The sequence below is a fragment of the Mycolicibacterium hippocampi genome (genome assembly GCF_010723735.1).
In the GTDB taxonomy this organism is placed as follows: Bacteria; Actinomycetota; Actinomycetes; order Mycobacteriales; family Mycobacteriaceae; genus Mycobacterium; species Mycobacterium hippocampi.
Genome location: NZ_BLLB01000002.1, coordinates 409,027 through 428,420 on the forward strand (window position 1 = coordinate 409,027; position 19,394 = coordinate 428,420).

Annotated in this window: 15 protein-coding genes; 6 read left to right on the forward strand and 9 right to left on the reverse strand. The window is 67.7% G+C overall.

Annotation, left to right across the window (positions count from 1 at the left end; translation table 11 throughout):
* Positions 1 to 17 precede the first annotated feature (17 nt).
* Entirely contained in the window at positions 18 to 1,733 is a 1,716-nt protein-coding gene (gene lerK / locus G6N53_RS02935) for an L-erythrulose 1-kinase (RefSeq protein ID WP_163886979.1), read from the reverse strand.
* 94 nt (positions 1,734 to 1,827) lie between these two features.
* Positions 1,828 to 2,571: a GntR family transcriptional regulator gene (locus tag G6N53_RS02940; protein ID WP_237166351.1), complete on the reverse strand. Its 744-nt coding sequence runs from the start codon at positions 2,569 to 2,571 to the stop codon at positions 1,828 to 1,830.
* A gap of 193 nt (positions 2,572 to 2,764) precedes the next feature.
* Here G6N53_RS02940 and G6N53_RS02945 point away from each other — a divergent pair, with 193 nt between their 5' ends.
* Genes G6N53_RS02945 through G6N53_RS02955 form a run of 3 tightly spaced genes read left to right on the forward strand, consistent with a single transcriptional unit; the run spans position 2,765 to position 6,111 of the window.
* Positions 2,765 to 3,685 carry a sugar phosphate isomerase/epimerase family protein gene (locus G6N53_RS02945; protein WP_163886981.1) on the forward strand — a complete coding sequence of 307 codons (921 nt, stop codon included), beginning with the start codon at positions 2,765 to 2,767 and terminating at the stop codon, positions 3,683 to 3,685.
* A gap of 25 nt (positions 3,686 to 3,710) precedes the next feature.
* Positions 3,711 to 4,673, forward strand: a complete 963-nt coding sequence (locus G6N53_RS02950; protein WP_163886983.1) for a 3-hydroxyacyl-CoA dehydrogenase family protein — start codon at positions 3,711 to 3,713, stop codon at positions 4,671 to 4,673.
* A 37-nt stretch (positions 4,674 to 4,710) separates the two neighbouring features.
* Complete coding sequence (locus G6N53_RS02955) at positions 4,711 to 6,111, forward strand: GntP family permease (protein ID WP_163886985.1); 1,401 nt, start codon at positions 4,711 to 4,713, stop codon at positions 6,109 to 6,111.
* Here G6N53_RS02955 and G6N53_RS02960 read toward each other — a convergent pair.
* Entirely contained in the window at positions 6,101 to 6,706 is a 606-nt protein-coding gene (locus G6N53_RS02960; RefSeq protein ID WP_237166353.1) for a TIGR03086 family metal-binding protein, read from the reverse strand. The two genes, G6N53_RS02955 and G6N53_RS02960, sit on opposite strands and share 11 nt — an antisense overlap.
* A 38-nt stretch (positions 6,707 to 6,744) precedes the next feature.
* On the opposite strand from G6N53_RS02960, the gene G6N53_RS02965 reads away from it, so the two are divergent.
* Positions 6,745 to 7,599: an LLM class F420-dependent oxidoreductase gene (locus G6N53_RS02965; protein ID WP_163886987.1), complete on the forward strand. Its 855-nt coding sequence runs from the start codon at positions 6,745 to 6,747 to the stop codon at positions 7,597 to 7,599.
* Positions 7,600 to 8,009: 410 nt separating this feature from the next.
* Here G6N53_RS02965 and G6N53_RS02970 read toward each other — a convergent pair whose 3' ends face one another.
* Both G6N53_RS02970 and gltB read right to left on the reverse strand, forming a co-directional pair.
* Positions 8,010 to 9,476, reverse strand: a complete 1,467-nt coding sequence (locus G6N53_RS02970) for a glutamate synthase subunit beta (RefSeq protein WP_163886989.1) — start codon at positions 9,474 to 9,476, stop codon at positions 8,010 to 8,012.
* Positions 9,469 to 14,097, reverse strand: coding sequence for a glutamate synthase large subunit (gene gltB / locus G6N53_RS02975; protein ID WP_163886991.1), 4,629 nt, complete (start codon positions 14,095 to 14,097; stop codon positions 9,469 to 9,471). Before gltB ends, G6N53_RS02970 begins: the two co-directional genes overlap by 8 nt.
* A 642-nt stretch (positions 14,098 to 14,739) precedes the next feature.
* Here gltB and G6N53_RS02980 point away from each other — a divergent pair.
* The gene (locus G6N53_RS02980) at positions 14,740 to 15,540 is read left to right on the forward strand and encodes a PaaI family thioesterase (protein ID WP_163886993.1); all 801 of its coding nucleotides are present in this window, start codon (positions 14,740 to 14,742) and stop codon (positions 15,538 to 15,540) included.
* A gap of 23 nt (positions 15,541 to 15,563) precedes the next feature.
* On the opposite strand, the gene G6N53_RS02985 is transcribed toward G6N53_RS02980, so the two are convergent.
* The 3 genes from G6N53_RS02985 to G6N53_RS02995 all read right to left on the reverse strand — a co-directional run bounded on the left by G6N53_RS02985 (position 15,564) and on the right by G6N53_RS02995 (position 17,476).
* Complete coding sequence (locus G6N53_RS02985; protein ID WP_163886995.1) at positions 15,564 to 16,106, reverse strand: Dps family protein; 543 nt, start codon at positions 16,104 to 16,106, stop codon at positions 15,564 to 15,566.
* Positions 16,107 to 16,177: 71 nt separating this feature from the next.
* Positions 16,178 to 17,092: a DNA-3-methyladenine glycosylase family protein gene (locus G6N53_RS02990; RefSeq protein ID WP_163886997.1), complete on the reverse strand. Its 915-nt coding sequence runs from the start codon at positions 17,090 to 17,092 to the stop codon at positions 16,178 to 16,180.
* Between the two features lie 9 nt (positions 17,093 to 17,101).
* Positions 17,102 to 17,476 (reverse strand): DUF427 domain-containing protein, encoded by a 375-nt coding sequence (locus G6N53_RS02995; protein ID WP_163886999.1) that lies wholly within the window; start codon positions 17,474 to 17,476, stop codon positions 17,102 to 17,104.
* A 43-nt stretch (positions 17,477 to 17,519) separates the two neighbouring features.
* Here G6N53_RS02995 and G6N53_RS03000 point away from each other — a divergent pair, with 43 nt between their 5' ends.
* On the forward strand, positions 17,520 to 17,990 hold the full coding sequence (locus tag G6N53_RS03000; RefSeq protein ID WP_163887001.1) for an SRPBCC family protein: 471 nt from the start codon (positions 17,520 to 17,522) through the stop codon (positions 17,988 to 17,990).
* A gap of 10 nt (positions 17,991 to 18,000) precedes the next feature.
* Here G6N53_RS03000 and G6N53_RS03005 read toward each other — a convergent pair whose 3' ends face one another.
* Entirely contained in the window at positions 18,001 to 19,383 is a 1,383-nt protein-coding gene (locus tag G6N53_RS03005; protein WP_163887004.1) for an NAD(P)/FAD-dependent oxidoreductase, read from the reverse strand.
* Positions 19,384 to 19,394 lie beyond the last annotated feature (11 nt).

A 19,394-nucleotide genomic window follows, 5' to 3' on the forward strand; every position in this document is an offset into this window, starting at 1 on the left:
CTTTTCATTGATTTGGTTCAACGGGTCAGGTGCTCGCCGAGGGCGGCCATCAACATCGAGAACGACAGCGCGCCGGGGTCCGGGGTGCCGACGCTCTTCTCGCCGAGCACCCTCGCGCGGCCCAGCCGGGCCGGGATGTCCGCTGTCTTGTCAGCCGCTTCGCGGGCCACGCCGGCCGCGGTTGTGATTGCGGAACCCGCCTCCTTGTCGATGGCCTCCGCCAGCGCATCGCGGAACGGTGCAGCGGCGTCGACCATCGTCTTGTCACCCGGCTCGGCACCACCGAGACGGATGACGGCGTCGATCCCGGCGCTGACCGCGTCGACGATGTCCTGGTCGCTGACGTCGCCGGTGTCGGAGAAGACGCCCCCGGCGCTGGTCAGTGCAGCGCCCCACAGCGCACCCGAGGTGCCCCCGGCCGAGTCCGCCCACGCCTGACCAGCCAGCAGCAGGGTGGTCCGTGCGCCGGCGCCCTGTTCGGCGGCGGTGCGGGCCGCCTGTGCCGCGCCGCGGGAGCCGAAGGCCATGCCCTGGCCGTGATCACCGTCGCCGGCGACCGCGTCGAGACGACCGAGCTCGGCCTCGTTCTCTGCACACACCTTCTGCCATGTCTCGAGTACCGCGACGATGTTCTGCGCGCGGGCTCGGGACTCCTCGCTCGCCTCCGGAATCTCCGCCTCGGCGGCGTCCCAGATGCTGGTGCGCGGGGCCCGGTCCGCAGCCGGCATCGCGCCGCGACGGAACGCCGGCGTCTCCACTGGCGCCAGCCACAGCTTTTCGAGTTCGGCGTCGAGGAACACCAACGTCAACGACAGGCCGGCCATGTCGAGGCTGGTGACGAACTCACCGACCTCCGGCCGAACCGCGGTGAGCCCCTTGTCCTTCAGGCGTTCGGCGATGCGGCCGTAGACGACGAAGAGCTCCTCGTACTTCACGGTGCCGAGCCCGTTGAGGATCACCGCCACCCGGCCGTCGTAACCGTGCTCGCCGCGTGCGGGCTCTTCGGACAGCAGTTCGTCGAGCAGTAGGTCGGCGATCTCGGTGGCGCTGCCGATCGGGGTGTCGCGGACACCTGGTTCGCCGTGGATGCCCAGGCCCACTCCCATCTGGCCGTCCTCGATGTGGAAGAGCGGCTCACCGGCGCCGGGCAGGGTGCACCCGTCGAAGGCCAACCCGAACGAGCGCGTGGCATCGTTGGCCTTCCAGGCCACACGCTCGGCCTCGTCGAGATCCGCGCCGGCTTCGATGGCCGCGCCTGCGATCTTGAAGACCGGCAGGTCGCCTGCGACGCCTCGGCGGTCGCGGTGGTTGTCCGGACCGTTGGACGCGATGTCGTCGCTGACGGTGACGATGCGCACGTCGATCCCCTCGTGTCGCAACTTCTCCGCAGCCAGGCCGAAGTGCAGGACGTCGCCGGCGTAGTTGCCGAACCCGAGGATCACGCCGCCACCGTTCTCGGCGTTGCGCACCACCGAATACACCTCCGAGGCGGACGGCGAGGAGAAGATGTTGCCGCACGGCGCACCGTGGCCCATGCCGGGCCCGACCCACCCGGCGAAGGCGGGGTAATGGCCGGAGCCGCCGCCGATGACGAGTGCGGGCTGGCCCTGCGGAGTCTGCGTCGAGCGAGCCACGCCGCCGGGGACCTCGGCGAGGAGGTCCGAGTGGCAGGCGACGAGGCCGCGAACGGCCTCGTCGGCGAAGTCGTCCGGGGAGTTGAGGAGGTACGTCATTGTTCCGTCCTTGGGATGCGCCGGCGAGACCGCGGAGACGCTGTCCCGCGGCTCGGTGTCCGAATTCTAATCGTATAGGATAATCGACGCCAGCTCAGCGAAGTGGGTTTTCGCCGTTCCCCCGGGGGACGTCTGCGTCGGTGATCCCTGCCGTGCGTGTGATGCGGGCATGTTCGGACAGCGCCCGCTCCTTCACGCTCCTGATGTGCGAGTGCATGATGCGGTAGACCTCGGGCCCGTAACCTCGCCGCAGCGCGGCCAGGATCTCGCGGTGCTCGGCGATCGCGCAGGCGGAATCCGTGACGCCCACCCCGATGAAGAGCCGGAAGCGCTGCCCGTGGCCGCCGAGTGCGTCATAGGCCCGCAACAGCGCGTTGTTGTCGGCGTGTTCGGCGATCAGCCGGTGAAACCGTTCGTCCGCGCGGCGGTACGCCCGGATCGCCGCGGCATCGGGAGTGTGCGGCGCCTGTTCCTGCTGGTCGACCGCCTCCTCCAGAGCGCCCAGAAAACCGGCGTCTACCTGGGCACAAGCCAGCTCGGCCAGCTGCGACTCAATCAGCAGCCGGGCGTCCATGATGTCGGCCATCTCCTTGGCGTCCGGCATCTCCGGCACACGGTAGCCGCGCATGGCCACCCGGACGACGTTGCCCGTGGACTCCAGGCGGGCCAACGCCTCGCGCACCGGAGTGGGCGAGACACCCAGGTACCTGGCCGTGCCGTCGATGCTTATCGGGTCTCCGGAGCGCAGCGTGCCGTCGAGGAGCAGCTCCATCAGCCGCTCGTACACCTGATCGACGAGCGTGCTGCGCACAGGCATCGCGTTGTCGTCGGCTCCCACTCCAGGCCTTTCCGCATCCCGGCGGCATCACCGCCCGACGGGGACACGTCGGGCTGGTGGTCCATCGTCGCTGCACACGGCGCACCGATCCAGCGAGGCGAGCTTACCCGGCATTGACATAGGACACCGATAGCCCTATATCCTATTTGATTTAGACGACCATTTTGTGACTCAAACCACGATGGAGCTCTGAATGTACTCAGCTCACACCTGGCCGATCTCGGCCAACATGCTCGGGTTCGGCAACCGCGGACCCGACGGTGGCCACATCAAGGACGCACCGGCAGCGGTGTGGGCGTCGCAGCTGCGCCAGGTCCGCGAGCTGGGGTTCGACTACATCGACCCCACCGACGCCTGGGTCCCGCTGGCTGCTCTGACCGACGGTCGTGTCGAGGAGTTCCGCACCGTGCTGCGCGACGAGGGGCTGGCGATCTCGTCGATCTCCATGACACGCAGCTCGGTGGTCGACGCCGCGAACGGACCGCAGAACCTCGCCGATGCACACCGGCTGATCGACCTGGCTCCGTCCTTCGGCGCCACCATCGTGAACACCGGCTTCATGCAAGCGGTGACCGCCGAACAGAGCGAGCAGGTCTGGTTCTGGCTGGTGGAGGGACACGTCGACGACCCGGCGCTGCGTGACCTGGCGGTGGAACGCATCCGCGAGCTCGGCGACCACGCCCGGACCAACGGGATCCAACTCAGCCTCGAGATGTACGAGGACACCTACATCGGGACACCGGACGAGGCCGTCGGCTTCATCCGCGATGTGGACCACGACGCGGTGGGTCTCAACCCGGATCTGGGCAACCTGATCAGACTGCACCGGCCGATGCCGCATTTCAGCGAGATGTTCGCCAAAGTCCTTCCGTACGCGAACTTCTGGCACATCAAGAACTACTCGCGCGACTACGACCCGGCAACCGGCGCATACAGCTCGGCACCGCTGCCGCTGAAGTACGGATACATCAACTACCGCCAGATGATCCGCCTCGCACTCGAACTCGGCTACTCCGGGCCGTTCTGCTGCGAGCACTACGGCTCCGATTCCCTGGGCGTGTGCGCCGAGAACCGGGAGTACATCCAGCAGGTTCTCTCCTCCGCACTCGCCTGACCTCCAACCCGAAGGGCACATCGTCATGCGCAAGATCAACACCGTCACAGTCGTCGGCGCCGGTTACATGGGAGGCGGGATCGCTCAGGTTCTCGCCCTCAACGGCTTCGAGGTCCAGATCGCCGACGTCAGCGTCGAGGCCACCCACGAGGCCCTCACCCGCCTGGAGAAGGAAGCCAGGGAGTTCGAGGAACAGGGGCTGTTCGAATCGGGCAGCGCCAAGACCATCATGAGCAACCTCAGGGCCGGCGACAGCCTCGAGGACGCCGTCTCCGATGTCGACTTCGTGATGGAGGCCGTTTTCGAGGACCCCGACGTGAAAAAGGAAGTCCTCGCCCGGATCTGCGAGAGCGCCCGTCCCGACGCGATCATCGGCACCAACACCTCCACCATCCCGGTCAAGGTGCTGGTGGAGGCGGTCACCAACCCCGAGCGGTTCCTCACGGTGCACTTCTCCAACCCCGCACCGTTCATCCCCGGCGTCGAACTCGTCGCCGGCGAGGCCACCACCCAGGAAGTTATCGACTCGGTCAAGGATCTTCTGGTGCGCGCCGGACGCGAGGGCGCCCAGGTCGCCGACACACCCGGCATGGCACTGAACCGCCTGCAGTATGCACTGCTCAAGGAGGCGACCCTGATCGTCGAGCAGGGCGTGGCGTCGGTGGAGGACGTCGACACCATCGTCCGCACCACCTTCGGCTTCCGGCTCGGCTTCTTCGGTCCGTTCGCCATCGCCGACCAGGCCGGCCTGCCGGTGTACGCCAAGGGCTACACCACCCTGGAGAACGAGTTCGGTGAGCGGATGGCCACCCCCAAGCTGCTCACCGACGCCGTCGCTGCGGGGCGCGAAGGGACCAAGAACGGCAAGGGACTCACCGGAGACTTCGACGACGACACCAAGGCGAAGCTGATCGCCTACCGGAACAAGGCGTACTCCCGCATGGGGGATCTGCTCCGTGAACTCGGGCCCGCACCGAAGGGATCCTGACCGCCTTCCGCGCCTGCCAAACCCTTAAGGAAACCCCATGGACGAAGTAGTTCTCGCGGAGCGGCCCGCCGCCCTGCTCGTCGCCATCGCCGTCGTCGCCATCGCGGTACTGCTGTTCCTGATCATCAAGGTCAGGCTGCACGCCTTCTTCTCTCTGATCGTGGTCAGCGTGCTGACCGGCCTGGCCGCCGGCATCAGCATGGGCGACGTCGTCAGCGTGGTCATCGACGGGTTCAGTACCACCGTCGGCGCGGTGGCGTTGCTCGTCGGCTTCGGTGCCGTGCTCGGCCGCCTCGTCGAAATGACCGGTGGCGCACAGGTTCTCGCCGACAAGATGCTGCGCAGGTTCGGTGAGGACAGAGCGCCGCTCGCACTGGCCGTGGCCTCGCTGTTCTACGCCTTCCCGATCTTCCTCGACGCCGGCTTCATCGTCATGCTGCCGATCATCTACACCGTGGCCCGGCGCCTGGGCGGCTCGTTCATGCTCTACGTGCTGCCGTCCATCGGCGCCTTCCTGATGATGCATGCGCTGACACCACCGCACCCCGGCCCCACGGCCGCAGCGACGGTGATGGGTGCCGACGTCGGGATGGTGGTCGTTGTTGCCCTGCTCGTCGGCCTGCCGACCTGGTACCTCGCCGGCTACCGCCTCGCTCTGCTCATCGCCAAGCGCTACCCGAACATGCCGGTGCCGAACCTGCTCGGCGACCCGAAGGACTATCCCGAAGACGAGCTTCCCGGATTCTGGACCATCATCTTCGTGCTGCTACTGCCGCTGGGGCTGATCTTCTTCAACACGATCTTCTCGACGCTGGAGGCAGACGGCGTCGTCGCCGACGACAGCATCGGCTACCAGCTCTCCCGCTTGATCGGAACCACCTCGATGGCGCTGCTGATCACCGTCTTGCTGGCCATGGTGCTGCTGTACGTCCTGCCACGACGGCGGCGCCGCGAGCCCATCGGTGCGGTGTTGGAGAACCTCGTCGACGACGCGCTGGCACCGGTCTGCTCGATCATCCTGATCACCGGGGCCGGTGGCGCTTTCGGCGGGATCCTCACCGAGACCGGAATCGGGCAGACCCTGGCCGATGGTCTGGACGCCGTAGGCCTGCCGGTCATGCTCGCCGGCTTCCTGATCGCGATCATCTTCCGGGTCGCGCAGGGTTCGGCCACCGTCGCGGCGACCACCGCCGGCTCCATCATGGCCCCCGCCGTGGCCGAGATGAACCTCGGTGCGATCCCCCTGGCGGCTGTCGTCGTCGGCATCTGCGCCGGCTCGATCACGTTCTCGCACGTGAACGACTCCGGCTTCTGGTTGATCGGGCGATTCTGCGGTTTCGACACGGTGACCACCTTGAAGACGTGGACGGTCGTCGCCACCGCCATCGGCTTCATGGCATTCGTGCTGGCTTCCGGGGTCTACTTGGTCAGCAGCTGACGCTCCAGGCCGGGTCCCGGCCACTGCGCCCGGCGATGCGGTCGATCGCGGGTGCGTCCTGCGGCACGGCGACCGCCGGACCGAACAGCCCCTCGGTGCCCGAGGCCTGGAACTGGGTGAGATGGGTCAGGCAGGCCTCGGCGGTGGCCGCATCGACGTCGTAGGGCTGGCCGGTGGCCCTGGCCAGATCCCAGCCGTGGATGACCACCTCGGCCAGCGCCACCGAGCCCGCCACGTCACCGGGCAGGTCGACGCCGCCCGCCCGGGTCATCCCCGTCCAGGCATCGGGTTCCCGCCACGCCTGCGCCAGCTCCGCGAGGTTCGCGGGATAGGCGGAGCGCCACTCCGGGTCCAGGTCGCCACCTTCCTCCGGCGGAGTGTCGGTCAACGGGCCCAGATCTTTTCGTGCGGCGGCGGTGAACGCGACGGCCAGTCCCCCGACGTGGGCCACCAGCTCGCGCAACGACATCTCGGCACACGGGGTCGCCGCATCGAGTTGGTCATCCCGGACGTTGTTCAACACCGCGGTCGTGCGGCGGCATGCCTCGCTCAAATCGATCACGGCATTACGACCCACCGGCGAGGCAGAACTCATCGCCGGCCCATGTCGAACCAGGACTAGCCTCGGAAGGCGTGCGCTTCGCTTTCAAGACATCCCCACAGAACACCACCTGGTCCGACATGCTCGCAGTCTGGAAGGCCGCCGACGACATCGACGTCTTCGAATCCGGGTGGACGTTCGACCACTTCTACCCGATCTTCTCCGACCCGACCGGCCCGTGCCTGGAGGGTTGGGTGACGCTGACCGCGCTCGCCCAGGCCACCAGGCGGTTGCGGGTCGGCGTCCTCGTCACCGGCATTCACTACCGCCATCCCGCTGTCCTGGCCAACATGGCGTCCACCCTGGACATCGTGTCCGGTGGCCGTCTGGAACTCGGCATCGGCGCAGGCTGGAACGAGGAAGAGTCCGGGGCCTACGGCATCGAACTCGGCAGCATCACCGAGCGGTTCGACCGCTTCGAGGAAGCCTGTCAGATCCTGAAGGGACTGCTGTCGCAGGAGACGACCACCTTCGACGGAAAGTTCTATCAACTCACCGACGCCCGCAACGAACCCAAAGGCCCCCAACAGCCACACCCGCCGATCTGCATCGGCGGCAGCGGCGAGAAGCGCACCCTGCGGATCACCGCGCAGTACGCCGATCATTGGAACTTCGTCGGTGGCACACCCGAGGAGTTCGCCCGCAAGCGCGACGTGCTCGCCGCGCACTGCGCCGATGTCGGCCGGGACCCGAAAGAGATAACGCTGTCGGCGCACATCCGATTGGGCGAGGACCGCAATTTCCGCAAGGTGGTCGAGGACTCCATCGCGCTCGGGGCGGAAGGCCTGGATCTGGCCATCATCTACCTGCCGCCGCCATACGACCCCGGCGTGCTCGAGCCGCTGGCAGAGACGATCGCCGCGTCCGGCTTGCTCAGCAAAGAATAGCTTCGGTCACGAAGCGATAACGGTCAAGCAAACCTGAGGTCACATCCGTGCAGATGCGACGTCCCGCCGGACTCGTTGTTCGCTAGATGCCGTAACGAACGAGCTCGTCGGCGGTGATCAACCGTTCGGCCTTTTCGGGGAACCCGCGGCTCTTGACCGGGTGACGGAACAATGACCAGGCAATTCGCCCCACTCGGTACCGGGAAATCGGGTTGATGTACACGGTGATTCTCCTGCGGTGTTCCAATAGCTGGACCGGGGAGCCACCTTACCGCAGCGCCCTCACCAAGTCATTAGATACCTACCCTCTGGCAAACTGCCGGAGGCACGCCGATCAAAGATCGGATGTTTTTGGAGTGACTGAAGTGACGGATGTGACTAAGTCGCGGTCGCTACACCCGCGCCGCGCACTACCGCTGCGGTGCCGCGGTGGGCTCGATCGGCATCGGCAACGCAGTCCGACCCATCAGGTACTCGTCCACCGCCGAGGCGGCGGCCCGCCCTTCGGCGATCGCCCACACGATCAGCGACTGACCGCGTCCCATGTCACCGGCGACATAGACGCCGGGCACCGACGTCGCGAAGTCGTCGTCGCGGGATACGTTGCCGCGTTCGGTCATCTCGACGCTCAGGTCGGTGAGCAGGCCCTCGCGCTCAGGGCCGGTGAAACCCATGGCCAGCAGCACCAGGTCGGCGGGCAACTCGAAGTCGGTGCCGTCGATCTTCTCGAACTTGCCGGCCTTCATCTCGACCTCGTGGCCGCGCAGCGCGGTCACGTGCCCGTTCTCGCCGAGGAACTCCTCGGTGTTGACCGAGTAGACGCGCTCACCGCCCTCCTCGTGTGCGGAGGACACCCGGAACATCAACGGGTACGTCGGCCACGGCGTCGAGTCGGCACGCGTCTCCGGCGGCCGCGGCATGATCTCGAACTGGTGCACACTGGCTGCGCCCTGCCGGTGAGCGGTGCCCAGGCAGTCCGCTCCGGTGTCGCCGCCGCCGATGATGATGACGTGCTTGCCGTGGGCTGTGATCGGCGGCTGTTCGTCCTCGTCGACGACCGGGTCACCCAGCTGGACGCGGTTGGCCCAGGGTAGGTATTCCATGGCCTGGTGGATGCCGTCGAGCTCCCGCCCGGGGATCGGCAGGTCGCGCCGCGCGGTCGCCCCGCCGGCGAGAACCACGGCATCGAAGTCCTTGCGCAGTTGCGCCGCCGTGATGTCGACACCGACGTTGACCGAGGTACGGAACTCGGTGCCCTCGGCACGCATCTGGTCGAGGCGCCGGTCGATGTGGCGCTTCTCCATCTTGAACTCCGGGATGCCGTAGCGCAGCAGCCCGCCGATGCGGTCGTCGCGCTCGAAAAGCGTCACCGTGTGGCCTGCCCGGGTCAGCTGCTGGGCTGCCGCGAGACCCGCGGGGCCGGAGCCGACGACGGCGACGGTCTTACCGGTCAGCCGGTCCGGCGGCAGCGGCACCACCCAGCCCTGTTCGAAGGCGTTGTCGATGATCTCGACCTCGACCTGCTTGATGGTCACCGGATCCTGGTTGATGCCCAGCACACACGAGCCCTCACAGGGGGCCGGGCAAAGCCGCCCGGTGAACTCCGGGAAGTTGTTGGTCGCGTGCAGCCGTTCGATGGCATCGTGCCAGCGTCCGGTGCGCACCAGGTCGTTCCACTCCGGGATGAGGTTCCCCAGTGGGCAACCCTCATGGCAGAACGGGATACCGCAGTCCATGCAGCGGCTCGCCTGTTCCTTGAGCACGTCGTGGGAGAAGTCCTGATAGACCTCTTTCCAGTCGCGCAGGCGCAGGTCGACCGGCCGCCGGGGCGGGGTCTCGCGATGGGTGACCTTCAGGAAGCCGCGCGGATCAGGCACTGGCGGCCGCCATGATCGCCTCGTCTACGTCCTGGCCGGTGCGCTCGGCCTCCGCGATCGCCTGCAGCACGCGCTTGAAGTCGCGCGGCATCACCTTCTTGAAGTTCACCAGTTCACCGTCCCAATCCGCCAGGATCCGTTGTCCCACTGCCGAATCGGTAGCGTCAACGTGAGCCTGGACAATGCCCTGCAGCCATTCGGTGTCTTCGGGGTTCGTCTCGTCGAGCAACTCGAGCTCCACCATTTCGGCATTGAGGTTGTCTGCCAGCACATCGTCGGGGTCGTAGACGAAGCTGATGCCGCCGGACATGCCCGCCGCGAAGTTACGCCCGGTCGGGCCGAGGATCACGACCCGGCCGCCGGTCATGTACTCGCATCCGTGGTCACCGACACCTTCGACGACGGCGTGCGCACCGGAGTTGCGCACCGCGAACCGTTCACCCACCTGGCCCCGCAGGAACATCTGACCGCTGGTGGCACCGAACAGGATCACGTTGCCGGCGATGATGTTGTCCTCGGCGACATAGTCTTCGGGCGCACCGTCTGGCGGTCGGACCACCACCCGGCCGCCGGACAGTCCCTTGCCGACATAGTCGTTGGCGTCGCCGTAGACCCGCAGCGTGATGCCCGGGGGCACAAAGGCCCCGAAGCTGTTGCCCGCCGAACCCTCGAAGGTGATGTCGATGGTGCCGTCCGGAAGGCCCTGGCCACCATAGGCTTTGGTCACCTCGTGGCCGAGCATGGTGCCGACGGTGCGGTTGACGTTGGTGATGGTCGTAGAGAACCGGACCGGGGTCTCCGAATCCAGCGCTTCCCGGCACTGGGCGATCAGCTGTTGATCGAGTGCCTTGTCCAAGCCGTGGTCCTGGCGTGAGCTGCAGTACAGGTCCTGGTTCATGAACGCCGACTCGGGCTCGTGCAGTACCGAGCTGAGGTCCAGCTTGTGCGCCTTCCAGTGGGCCGCGGCCTGCACAGTGTCGAGCGCACCGACCTGTCCGACCATCTCGTTGACGGTGCGGAAGCCCAGCTTCGCCATCAACTCCCGGACTTCCTCGGCGATGAACATGAAGAAGTTCTCCACGAACTCGGGCTTGGCGTTGAACCGCTTGCGCAGCACCGGGTTCTGCGTGGCCACACCGACAGGGCAGGTGTCGAGGTGGCAGACGCGCATCATGATGCAGCCGGCGACCACCAGCGGCGCGGTGGCGAAGCCGAACTCCTCGGCGCCCAGCAACGCGGCGACCACGACGTCGCGGCCGGTCTTGAGCTGGCCGTCGACCTGCACCACGATCCGGTCACGTAACCCGTTGAGCAGCAACGTCTGCTGCGTTTCGGCCAAGCCGAGCTCCCAGGGGGCACCTGCATGCTTCTGCGACGTGAGCGGGGTGGCCCCGGTGCCGCCGTCATGGCCGGAGATCAGCACGACGTCGGCGTGGGCCTTCGACACGCCGGCCGCCACCGTGCCGACCCCGTTCTCGCTGACGAGCTTCACATGCACCCGCGCCTGCGGGTTGGCGTTCTTCAGATCGTGGATCAGCTGGGCGAGATCCTCGATCGAGTAGATGTCATGGTGCGGTGGCGGCGAGATCAGACCGACACCGGGCGTCGAGTGGCGCACCTCGGCCACCCACGGGTACACCTTGTGGCCTGGGAGCTGGCCGCCCTCACCGGGTTTGGCGCCCTGGGCCATCTTGATCTGGATGTCGGTGCAGTTGGACAGGTAGTGGCTGGTCACGCCGAACCGGCCCGACGCCACCTGCTTGATGGCGCTGCGGCGCCAGTCGCCGTTCTCGTCGCGGTCGAACCGCGAGACGGCCTCGCCACCCTCACCCGAATTGGAGCGGCCGCCGAGGCGGTTCATCGCGATCGCGAGGGTCTCGTGGGCTTCGGCGGAGATCGAGCCGTAGCTCATCGCCCCGGTGGAGAACCTCTTGACGATCTCGCTGGCCGGCTCGACCTCTTCGATCGGCACCGCCGAGCGCTCTCCTTCGCGGAACTTGAGCAGTCCGCGCAGCGACGCCATCCGCTCGCTCTGGTCGTCGACCAGCGAGGTGTACTCCTTGAAGATCGAGTACTGCCCGGTGCGCGTCGAATGCTGCAGCTTGAACACGGTGTCCGGGTTGAACAGGTGGTATTCGCCCTCACGGCGCCACTGGTACTCGCCGCCGACCTCGAGCTCGCGGTGCGCCCTCTCGTCGGGCCGGTCCAGGTAGGCCAATGCGTGCCGGGCGGCGACGTCGTTGGCGATGTCTTCCAGCTCGATGCCGCCGACCGGGCAGGACAGACCGGTGAAGTACTCGTCGAGCACCTGCTGGCTGATGCCGACCGCCTGGAACAACTGGGCGCCGGTGTAGGACGCCAGCGTGGAGATACCCATCTTGGACATCACCTTCAGCACGCCCTTGCCCGCCGCCTTGACGTAGTTCGCCTTGGCCTGGTCGCTGGAGATCCCGGTGATCACACCGCGGTCGACCATGTCCTCGATGGACTCGAACGCCATGTACGGGTTGATCGCCGCGGCACCGAATCCGACGAGGCACGCCATGTGGTGCACCTCGCGGGCGTCGCCGGCCTCGACGAGCAGGCCGACCTGGGTGCGGGTGCGTTCCCGCACCAGGTGGTGGTGCACGGCCGACACGCTCAACAGCGAAGGGATCGGGGCGAGCTGTTCGTTGGACTCGCGGTCGGACAGCACGATCAGCCGGGCACCGTCACGGATCGCCGCAGACACCTTCGCGCGGACGTTGTCCAGCGCCTCCTTGAGGCCCTGGCCGCCGCGGTTCACCGGGTACAGGCAGCGGATGACCGCGGCACGCAGCCCGTGCTTGTGACCCCGGATCTCGTGGTCCGGGTCGACGCAGATCAGCTTCGACAGTTCGGCATTGCGCAGGATCGGCTGCGGCAACACGATCTGCCTGCACGAATCGGCGCCCGGATTGAGCAGGTCTCCCTCGGGACCGACAGCGCCCGACAGGCTGGTGACCACTTCTTCGCGGATCGCGTCCAGCGGCGGGTTGGTGACCTGGGCGAACATCTGCTGGAAGTAGTCGTAGAACATCCGCGGGCGCGCCGACAGCACCGCGATCGGGGTGTCGGTGCCCATCGAACCCAGCGCTTCGGCGCCGGTCCGCGCCATCGGCGCGACCAGCAGGTTCAGTTCTTCGTAGGTGTAGCCGAACGCCTGCTGGCGCAGCACCACCCGGTGATGCGGCATCCGCACGTAATCACCTGCGGGCAGCTCGTCGACGTGGAACAGCCCGGCATCGAGCCACTCGCGGTACGGCTGCTCGGCTGCCAGCTCGGCCTTGATCTCCTCGTCGGCGACGATGCGGCCCTGCGCGGTGTCGACGAGGAACATCCGGCCCGGCTGCAGACGCATCTTCTTGACGACGGTCGCGGGGTCGAGGTCGAGGACACCGGCCTCCGATGCCATCACCACCAGCCCGTCGCTGGTCACCCAGATCCGCGACGGTCGCAGACCGTTACGGTCGAGCACCGCGCCGATGACAGTGCCGTCGGTGAAGCAGACCGAGGCCGGTCCGTCCCAGGGCTCCATCAGCGAGGCGTGGTACTGGTAGAACGCCCGGCGGGCCGGGTCCATCGATTCGTGGCGCTCCCAGGCCTCCGGGATCATCATCAGCACGGCGTGGGGCAGGCTGCGGCCACCGAGGTGCAGCAACTCGAGCACCTCGTCGAAGCGGGCGGTGTCCGACGCGCCCGGCGTGCAGACCGGGACGATCTGCTCGAGGTTCTGGCCTTCGCCGAAGACATCGGTCCTGATCAGGGCTTCCCGGGCCCGCATCCAGTTCTCGTTGCCGGTGACGGTGTTGATCTCACCGTTGTGGGCGACCCGGCGGAACGGGTGCGCCAACGGCCAGGACGGGAACGTGTTGGTGGAGAACCGCGAGTGCACGATCCCCAGCGCGCTGGTGAGCCGTTCGTCCTGCAGGTCGAGGTAGAACGCCCGCAGCTGCGGCGTCGTCAGCATCCCCTTGTAGACGAACGTCTGACCGGAAAGACTTGGGAAGTAGACCGTTTCGCGGCCAGGCCCGTCCTGACCGGGCCCCTTGGTGCCGAGTTCGTGTTCGGCGCGTTTGCGCACCACATAGGCGCGGCGTTCGAGCTCCATCCCCTCCGCACCGCCGATGAACAGCTGGCGGAAGGTCGGCATGGCGTCACGGGCGAGCGCGCCGAGCGACGAATCGTCGGTGGGCACATCGCGCCACCCCAGCACCTGCAGCCCCTCTGCCTCGGCGATCTTGCCGACCGACTCGCACGCGATCGCGGCGTCCTTGGAGGACTGAGGCAGGAACGCGATGCCGGTGGCGTAACTGCCAGGCTCAGGCAGCTCGAAGCCCTCGTTCTTGCAAACGGCCCGAAAATACTCGTCGGGCACCTGCAACAGGATGCCCGCCCCGTCGCCGGTGTTCGGCTCAGCACCCTGGGCACCGCGATGTTCGAGGTTCAACAGGGCCGTGATGGCCTTGTCGACGATGTCGCGGCTGCGGCGACCGTGCATGTCGGCCACCATCGCCACACCGCACGCGTCGTGCTCGAACGCGGGGTTGTAGAGCCCTTGCGGATGTGAGGAGCCAGTCCCACCCCTGCTATTGGGCGCCATTCCCACCTACCTTTTTCCTTGCACACGCCGCCGCGGAGCTGAACGGAACGGCAACCGTCGACGAGAGCGTTAGCCGGCCTGGCGGTGGAGGTGCCTTCGTGCAGCACTGAACGACGGCCCTTTTCCCACTCGCCACAAGTGTTGAAAACGATATGACAAAGGGCACCTGACATGCCAACTTAGTCCAGCCTAACCAGATTCGCCGGGCACCGGGGACACGTATGCCGCCCCAGCGCTGATCGCTACCGAATACTGTTGCTACGGTTGCCGTTTCACGGTCCTCACGATCCGGCAGCCCTGGTGAGGGATAGATCACACCCTGTGGAGCGGTTCAAATTCTGTTTGCTGCCGAAGAATTTTTCAATCCTGTAGTGCGGCGACAATCCGCCAACGTATTTGCACAAAAGCTTAGTCGGATTCTTAGAATAGATATGGATCGGACCTCTGCGCCCCGGGGAGCCGGAAGGTCGCGCCACCACACCGGCGACCACGTGTAATCCACTGGCCGACAGCGGGTTTGCCGGGTATTGCAGAAGGCGGTCGGGCCCGGCGATGCGCTCGCCGGAGGGGCCGGCCGGCCGCAGGGTCTGTAGGTACCCACCAGGGGTATACCTCGCCGGGCGGCTGAGTCAGGCTGCGGAGATGCCTTACCCGCTGAGCACGCCGCTGGGCCGCTTCGGCATCGAATCACTGGAGGAGAGCCCGCAGCGCTGCGCCGCGTCCATTCCGGCCGGTGGGATGCTCAACCCTCTCACCGGCGCACCGACGGTCGCCCCGCTGGCGATGCTGGTGGACCACGTCGGAGGAGTGATCAACCACCACCGCCGGGGTGACCGAGAGTGGACGGTGTCCAGTGAGCTGTCCCTGGAGCTGTCACCGGACGCCGCCGAGGTGCTCGCGGCGCGCCCCGGCGTCCCGGTGGTGGGCGTGTCGCGGCCGCTCGGCCGCAAGGACAACGCGGCCCTGGGGCTGTGCGAGCTGAGCGTCGATGCAGACGTGGTCGCCACCGCGACGGTGCGCTCGTTCTACATCACCGCTCCCGACGGCCTCGCCGCGTGGCCGGACGAACCCTCAGGGTCGCTTCCCGGCTCCACGCTGGCCGAGTTGATGGCGGTGCATGTCGGCGAAACCGGTGGTGCGGCAACGGTCTTGATGCAGCGTGCGGACCCGGTGCTGAACAACAGCGTCGGCGTCGTGCACGGCGGGGTGGCCTCGATGGGACTGGAACTGGTCGGTTCGGCCGCCATCGACGACGGCAGCGCCGCCGGCTTCCGCACCGCCTCGCTGCGGGTGAACTTCCTGCGGCCGTTTCACGGCGGCAGCGAGGCGCACTACGTCGCCAAGCCGCTGCACGTCGGTCGCAGTAGCGGCGTCGCGGAGACACAGGCAGTCGGGCGGGACGGCAGGATCGCCATCCTCGCCCGACTGACCGCTTACCGCTGAACGGCGGCCGTCGCCGCCGGTGTCTACTTCTTGGCCTTGCTGGCCGCCGACTTCTCGGTGGTGGCACCCTCGGTCACGAGCTGACCGCCCGAGTTCTCCAGATGGGCGCGGACGAACCACTGGAACTTCTCCAGCTCGCCGGCGTGGCCGATCAGCATGTCCTCGGACACCGGGTCGAGGTCGCCGAGCCGTTCGATGCTCTTACGGGTGTCCTCGACCACGCCGTTGTACACCAGGTTCACCGCCGCGAGATGCGCCTGCACGGTGTCGCGATTGACCGAGTAGTCGTCCCAGGTGCGGTCGTTGATGATGGCGCCAGGCGTACCCAACGGCGAATTGCCGAGGGCAGCGATGCGCTCGGCGACCTCGTCGGCGTATCCGCGGACCAGCTCGACCTGCGGGTCGATCATCTCGTGCACGCCGATGAAGTTCGGGCCCACGACGTTCCAGTGCACATGCTTGAGCGTCAGGTGCAGGTCGTTGTAGCGGCTGAGCGCCTTCTGCAGCAGCTCGGCGACTTCGGCGCCGTCTTTATCGGACATTCCTGGCACGGTGAATGACGTCATTGATAGCTCCTTCGCTTGTCTCCGCCCAGGTGTACCCGGGCGCGCGGCGCGATAACCACTTCAAGATCACGTCACATTTCGGCAAGATTCGGGATCGGCGCCCGCGGTCCGAACCGCGGGTTCACCGCGAGCCCGCTGGCTTCGAGCAGCCGCACCGCCCGGTGCCGGTGCGGACGCACCGGTTCGAGCAGCTCGACCATCGCCGGGTCGTCGATCGGGTGTCCCAGCAGGCTCCAGCCCACCATCTTCGCCAGATGGTAGTCCCCGACCGACAGCGCGTCGGCGTCGCCGAACGCCCGCTGCGCCGTCTCGGCAGCCGTCCACTCCCCGACGCCCGGCAGCGACATCATCGCGGCACGCGCGCTGTCGGGCGGGCGGTTGACCAGCCGCTCGAGCGCGTCGGCGCGTTGGGCGCAGCCCACCATGGTGCGGGCCCGCGCTGGATCGACGTTGGCGAGGTGGAACTCCCACGACGGGATGCGCCGCCAGGCGTCCGCCGACGGCGGCACCCGCAGATGCTCGGGCGCCGGACCGGGAGCCGGTGCGCCGTACCGGTTCACCAGCCTGCGCCAGGCCCGCCGGGCATCGGTGCCGTAGACCCGTTGTTCGAGCACCGCAGGCATCAGCGCCTCGAGGACCCGGCCGGTGCGGCCGAGCCGCAGGTGCGGTACGCGGCGCCACGCCGCGGCGAGCGTCGGCTCGGCCGGCTGGAACCCGGTCGTATCGTCGTCGGCGCCAAGCAGCGCGGGCAGCATCTCGATGAACTCGCCGGCGCCCGGACCCCAGGCCTCGCAGTCGACCGTGTCCGGCGCTCCCCGGCAGATGCGCGCGGTGACGGGCCCGGTCCGCATCAGGCTGGTCCGCCAGATGGCGCCGTCGGGGGCGTCGTGGTGGCACGGATCTCCCCTGCCCCGGCGCAGTGGGGCCAGCGTCAGGCCCGGACTTGCGGGACCGGCAAAAACCACGCTGGCCGAGCAGCTGGGCACCTCGCCAGCCTAGGCGCCGACGGTGACGTCCGCCTTGTCCGGGTAGAACGCGACGTGGCCTGCGATCGGCGCCACCGCGGCGAAGGGTTCCCGGTAGGTCCAGAGCGCGTCCTCGACCGTCTGGCCGCCTTCGGTGCGCAGGTGGTAGTAGCCGGCGTCGCCCTTGAACGGGCAGTACGTTGTGGTGTCGCTGGGGAGCAGTTCGGCGACCACATCCTCGAGCGGGATGTAGTACACGGGTGGATAGCTTCCCTCCTGCAGTGTCAGGGCGGCGCCGGTGACCGCGACGAGGTCTGTGTCGACGCGCACCGTGACGCGGTCGCGGGTCGGTTCGATCGTGATGGGGTGGGTCTTCGACGGCTGCAGTACTGGTCGGTCGGTCATGTTCTGATTCAACGCCGGACTCGGGCCGATACCATCCCCCGCTATGACAACCCCGACGCCCGACGCCCACGGATCGGTCGCGATCGCCGCCGATCCCGCAGCGGTGTACGCGCTACTCACCGACCTGCCCACGTTGGCTTCGCTGGCGGAGGAGGCCGAATCGATGCGGTGGCGTAAGGGAACCGGCGCCGCCCCCGGCGCGGTGTTCTCGGGTGAGAACCGCAACGGTTCCCGCACCTGGACCACGAAGTGCACGGTGACAGCCGCCGATCCGGGCAGGGCCTTCGCCTTCGATGTCCACAGTGCCGGGATCGTGCCGATCGCGCACTGGCGCTACGACATCGAGCCGACAGCGGAAGGCTGCACGGTCACCGAATCGACGTGGGACCGCCGCCCCCGCTGGATTCTCAAGCCGGCCGCGATGACCACCGGGATCAGCGACCGCACCGCTGCGAACTTCGAGCACATCCGGCTCACGCTGCAACGTCTCAAGCAACGCGCCGAAACCGGCTAGACGACACCGGTCAGTGCGGGCGACCCGCGATCTTGTCCGCCACCACCGCGATCGGGGACGTGCGTGGCCCGCCCCGCGCCTCGTGCCAGTCAGCGGCCTTGTAGGCCAGATACATGCCGCGCACGCCCAACCACCGCAACGGCTCGGGTTCCCACCCGCGCGAGCGGTGGCCAACCCACGGCAGTGCGGTCAACGGCGTCGCACGGTCGAGCACCAGGTCGGTGAGCGTGCGTGCGGCGAGATTGGTGGCGGTGACGCCGTGGCCGACGTATCCGCCCGCCCAGCCCAGCCCGGTCGTCCGGTCGAAGTCGACGGTCGCCTCCCAGTCGCGCGGCACAGCGAGCACGCCGCACCAGCCGTGGGCGATCGGCACGTCGGCAACCTGCGGCAGCAGGGCGTGCAGGGTGGCCCGCAGGTGCGTGACGGTGCGTTCGGGCACTCGCCCGTCGCGGTCGATCCTGGATCCGAACCGGTAGGGAACACTGCGCCCGCCGATCGCGATCCGGTCGTCGACGGTGCGTTGGGCGTAGAAGAAGCCGTGCGCGGTGTCGCCCAGGGTCTGCCTGCCCTCCCAGCCGATCGTCTCCCAGAGCCGCGCGGGGATCGGATCCGTGGCGATCATCGAGCTGTTCATCGGCAACCAGCGCCGTTTCAGACCGGGCAGGGACGCCGTGAAGCCCTCGGTGGCGCGCAACACCACCGGGGCGGTGACGACGCCGCGGCCGGTGGTGGCGCGGCCGGTGGCGATCTCGGTGACTGGGCTGCGCTCGTAGATGTCCACGCCGAGTCGTTCGACGGTCTCGGCCAGACCGCGGACCAGCCGGGCGGGCTGGATGCGCGCGCAGTGCGGGTTGAGATAAGCCGCGACGACACGGTCGATCCGGATGCGGCTGCGCGCCTCCTCTGCGGTCAGCGGCTCGATTCCGTCGACCTGCCAACGTCGTTCGGCGTCGATGGCGGCGGCCAGGCGCGACGCCTGGGCCGGATTGCGGGCGACCTCGAGGGTGCCGCCCTTGACGATGCCCGCGTCGATGTTCTCGCGCGCGGCCACGTCGATGACCTCGTCGACGGTGTCGTTGAGCGCCCGTTGCCACGCCACCACGCGATCGTGTCCGTACTGCCGGGCCATCCGCTCGCGGTCGCCGGGGACCAGACCGGACAGCCAGCCCCCGTTGCGACCGGACGCGCCGAATCCGGCGAAGCGGGCTTCGAGCACCACGATGCGCAGCGAGGGGTCGGCGCGTTTGAGGTAATAGGCGGTCCACAGGCCGGTGTACCCGGCGCCGACTATGCAGACATCGGCGTCCCGGCTGCCGGGCAGTGGCGCGCGGGTCCGCGGCGGACCGTCGAACCAGTGCGACACGTGGCCGTTGACCGGGGCATGGGTGGACACCGACAGATTCT

What these genes read in the sequence shown, in the direction of transcription:
- lerK (WP_163886979.1), bottom strand. Translation starts at nt 1,733, where the DNA reads ATGACGTACCTCCTCAACTCCCCGGACGACTTCGCCGACGAGGCCGTT.
- G6N53_RS02945 (WP_163886981.1), top strand. Translation starts at nt 2,765, where the DNA reads ATGTACTCAGCTCACACCTGGCCGATCTCGGCCAACATGCTCGGGTTC.
- G6N53_RS02950 (WP_163886983.1), top strand. Translation starts at nt 3,711, where the DNA reads ATGCGCAAGATCAACACCGTCACAGTCGTCGGCGCCGGTTACATGGGA.
- G6N53_RS02955 (WP_163886985.1), top strand. Translation starts at nt 4,711, where the DNA reads ATGGACGAAGTAGTTCTCGCGGAGCGGCCCGCCGCCCTGCTCGTCGCC.
- G6N53_RS02960 (WP_237166353.1), bottom strand. Translation starts at nt 6,706, where the DNA reads ATGAGTTCTGCCTCGCCGGTGGGTCGTAATGCCGTGATCGATTTGAGC.
- gltB (WP_163886991.1), bottom strand. Translation starts at nt 14,097, where the DNA reads ATGGCGCCCAATAGCAGGGGTGGGACTGGCTCCTCACATCCGCAAGGG.
- G6N53_RS02980 (WP_163886993.1), top strand. Translation starts at nt 14,740, where the DNA reads ATGCCTTACCCGCTGAGCACGCCGCTGGGCCGCTTCGGCATCGAATCA.
- G6N53_RS02985 (WP_163886995.1), bottom strand. Translation starts at nt 16,106, where the DNA reads ATGACGTCATTCACCGTGCCAGGAATGTCCGATAAAGACGGCGCCGAA.
- G6N53_RS02995 (WP_163886999.1), bottom strand. Translation starts at nt 17,476, where the DNA reads ATGACCGACCGACCAGTACTGCAGCCGTCGAAGACCCACCCCATCACG.
- G6N53_RS03000 (WP_163887001.1), top strand. Translation starts at nt 17,520, where the DNA reads ATGACAACCCCGACGCCCGACGCCCACGGATCGGTCGCGATCGCCGCC.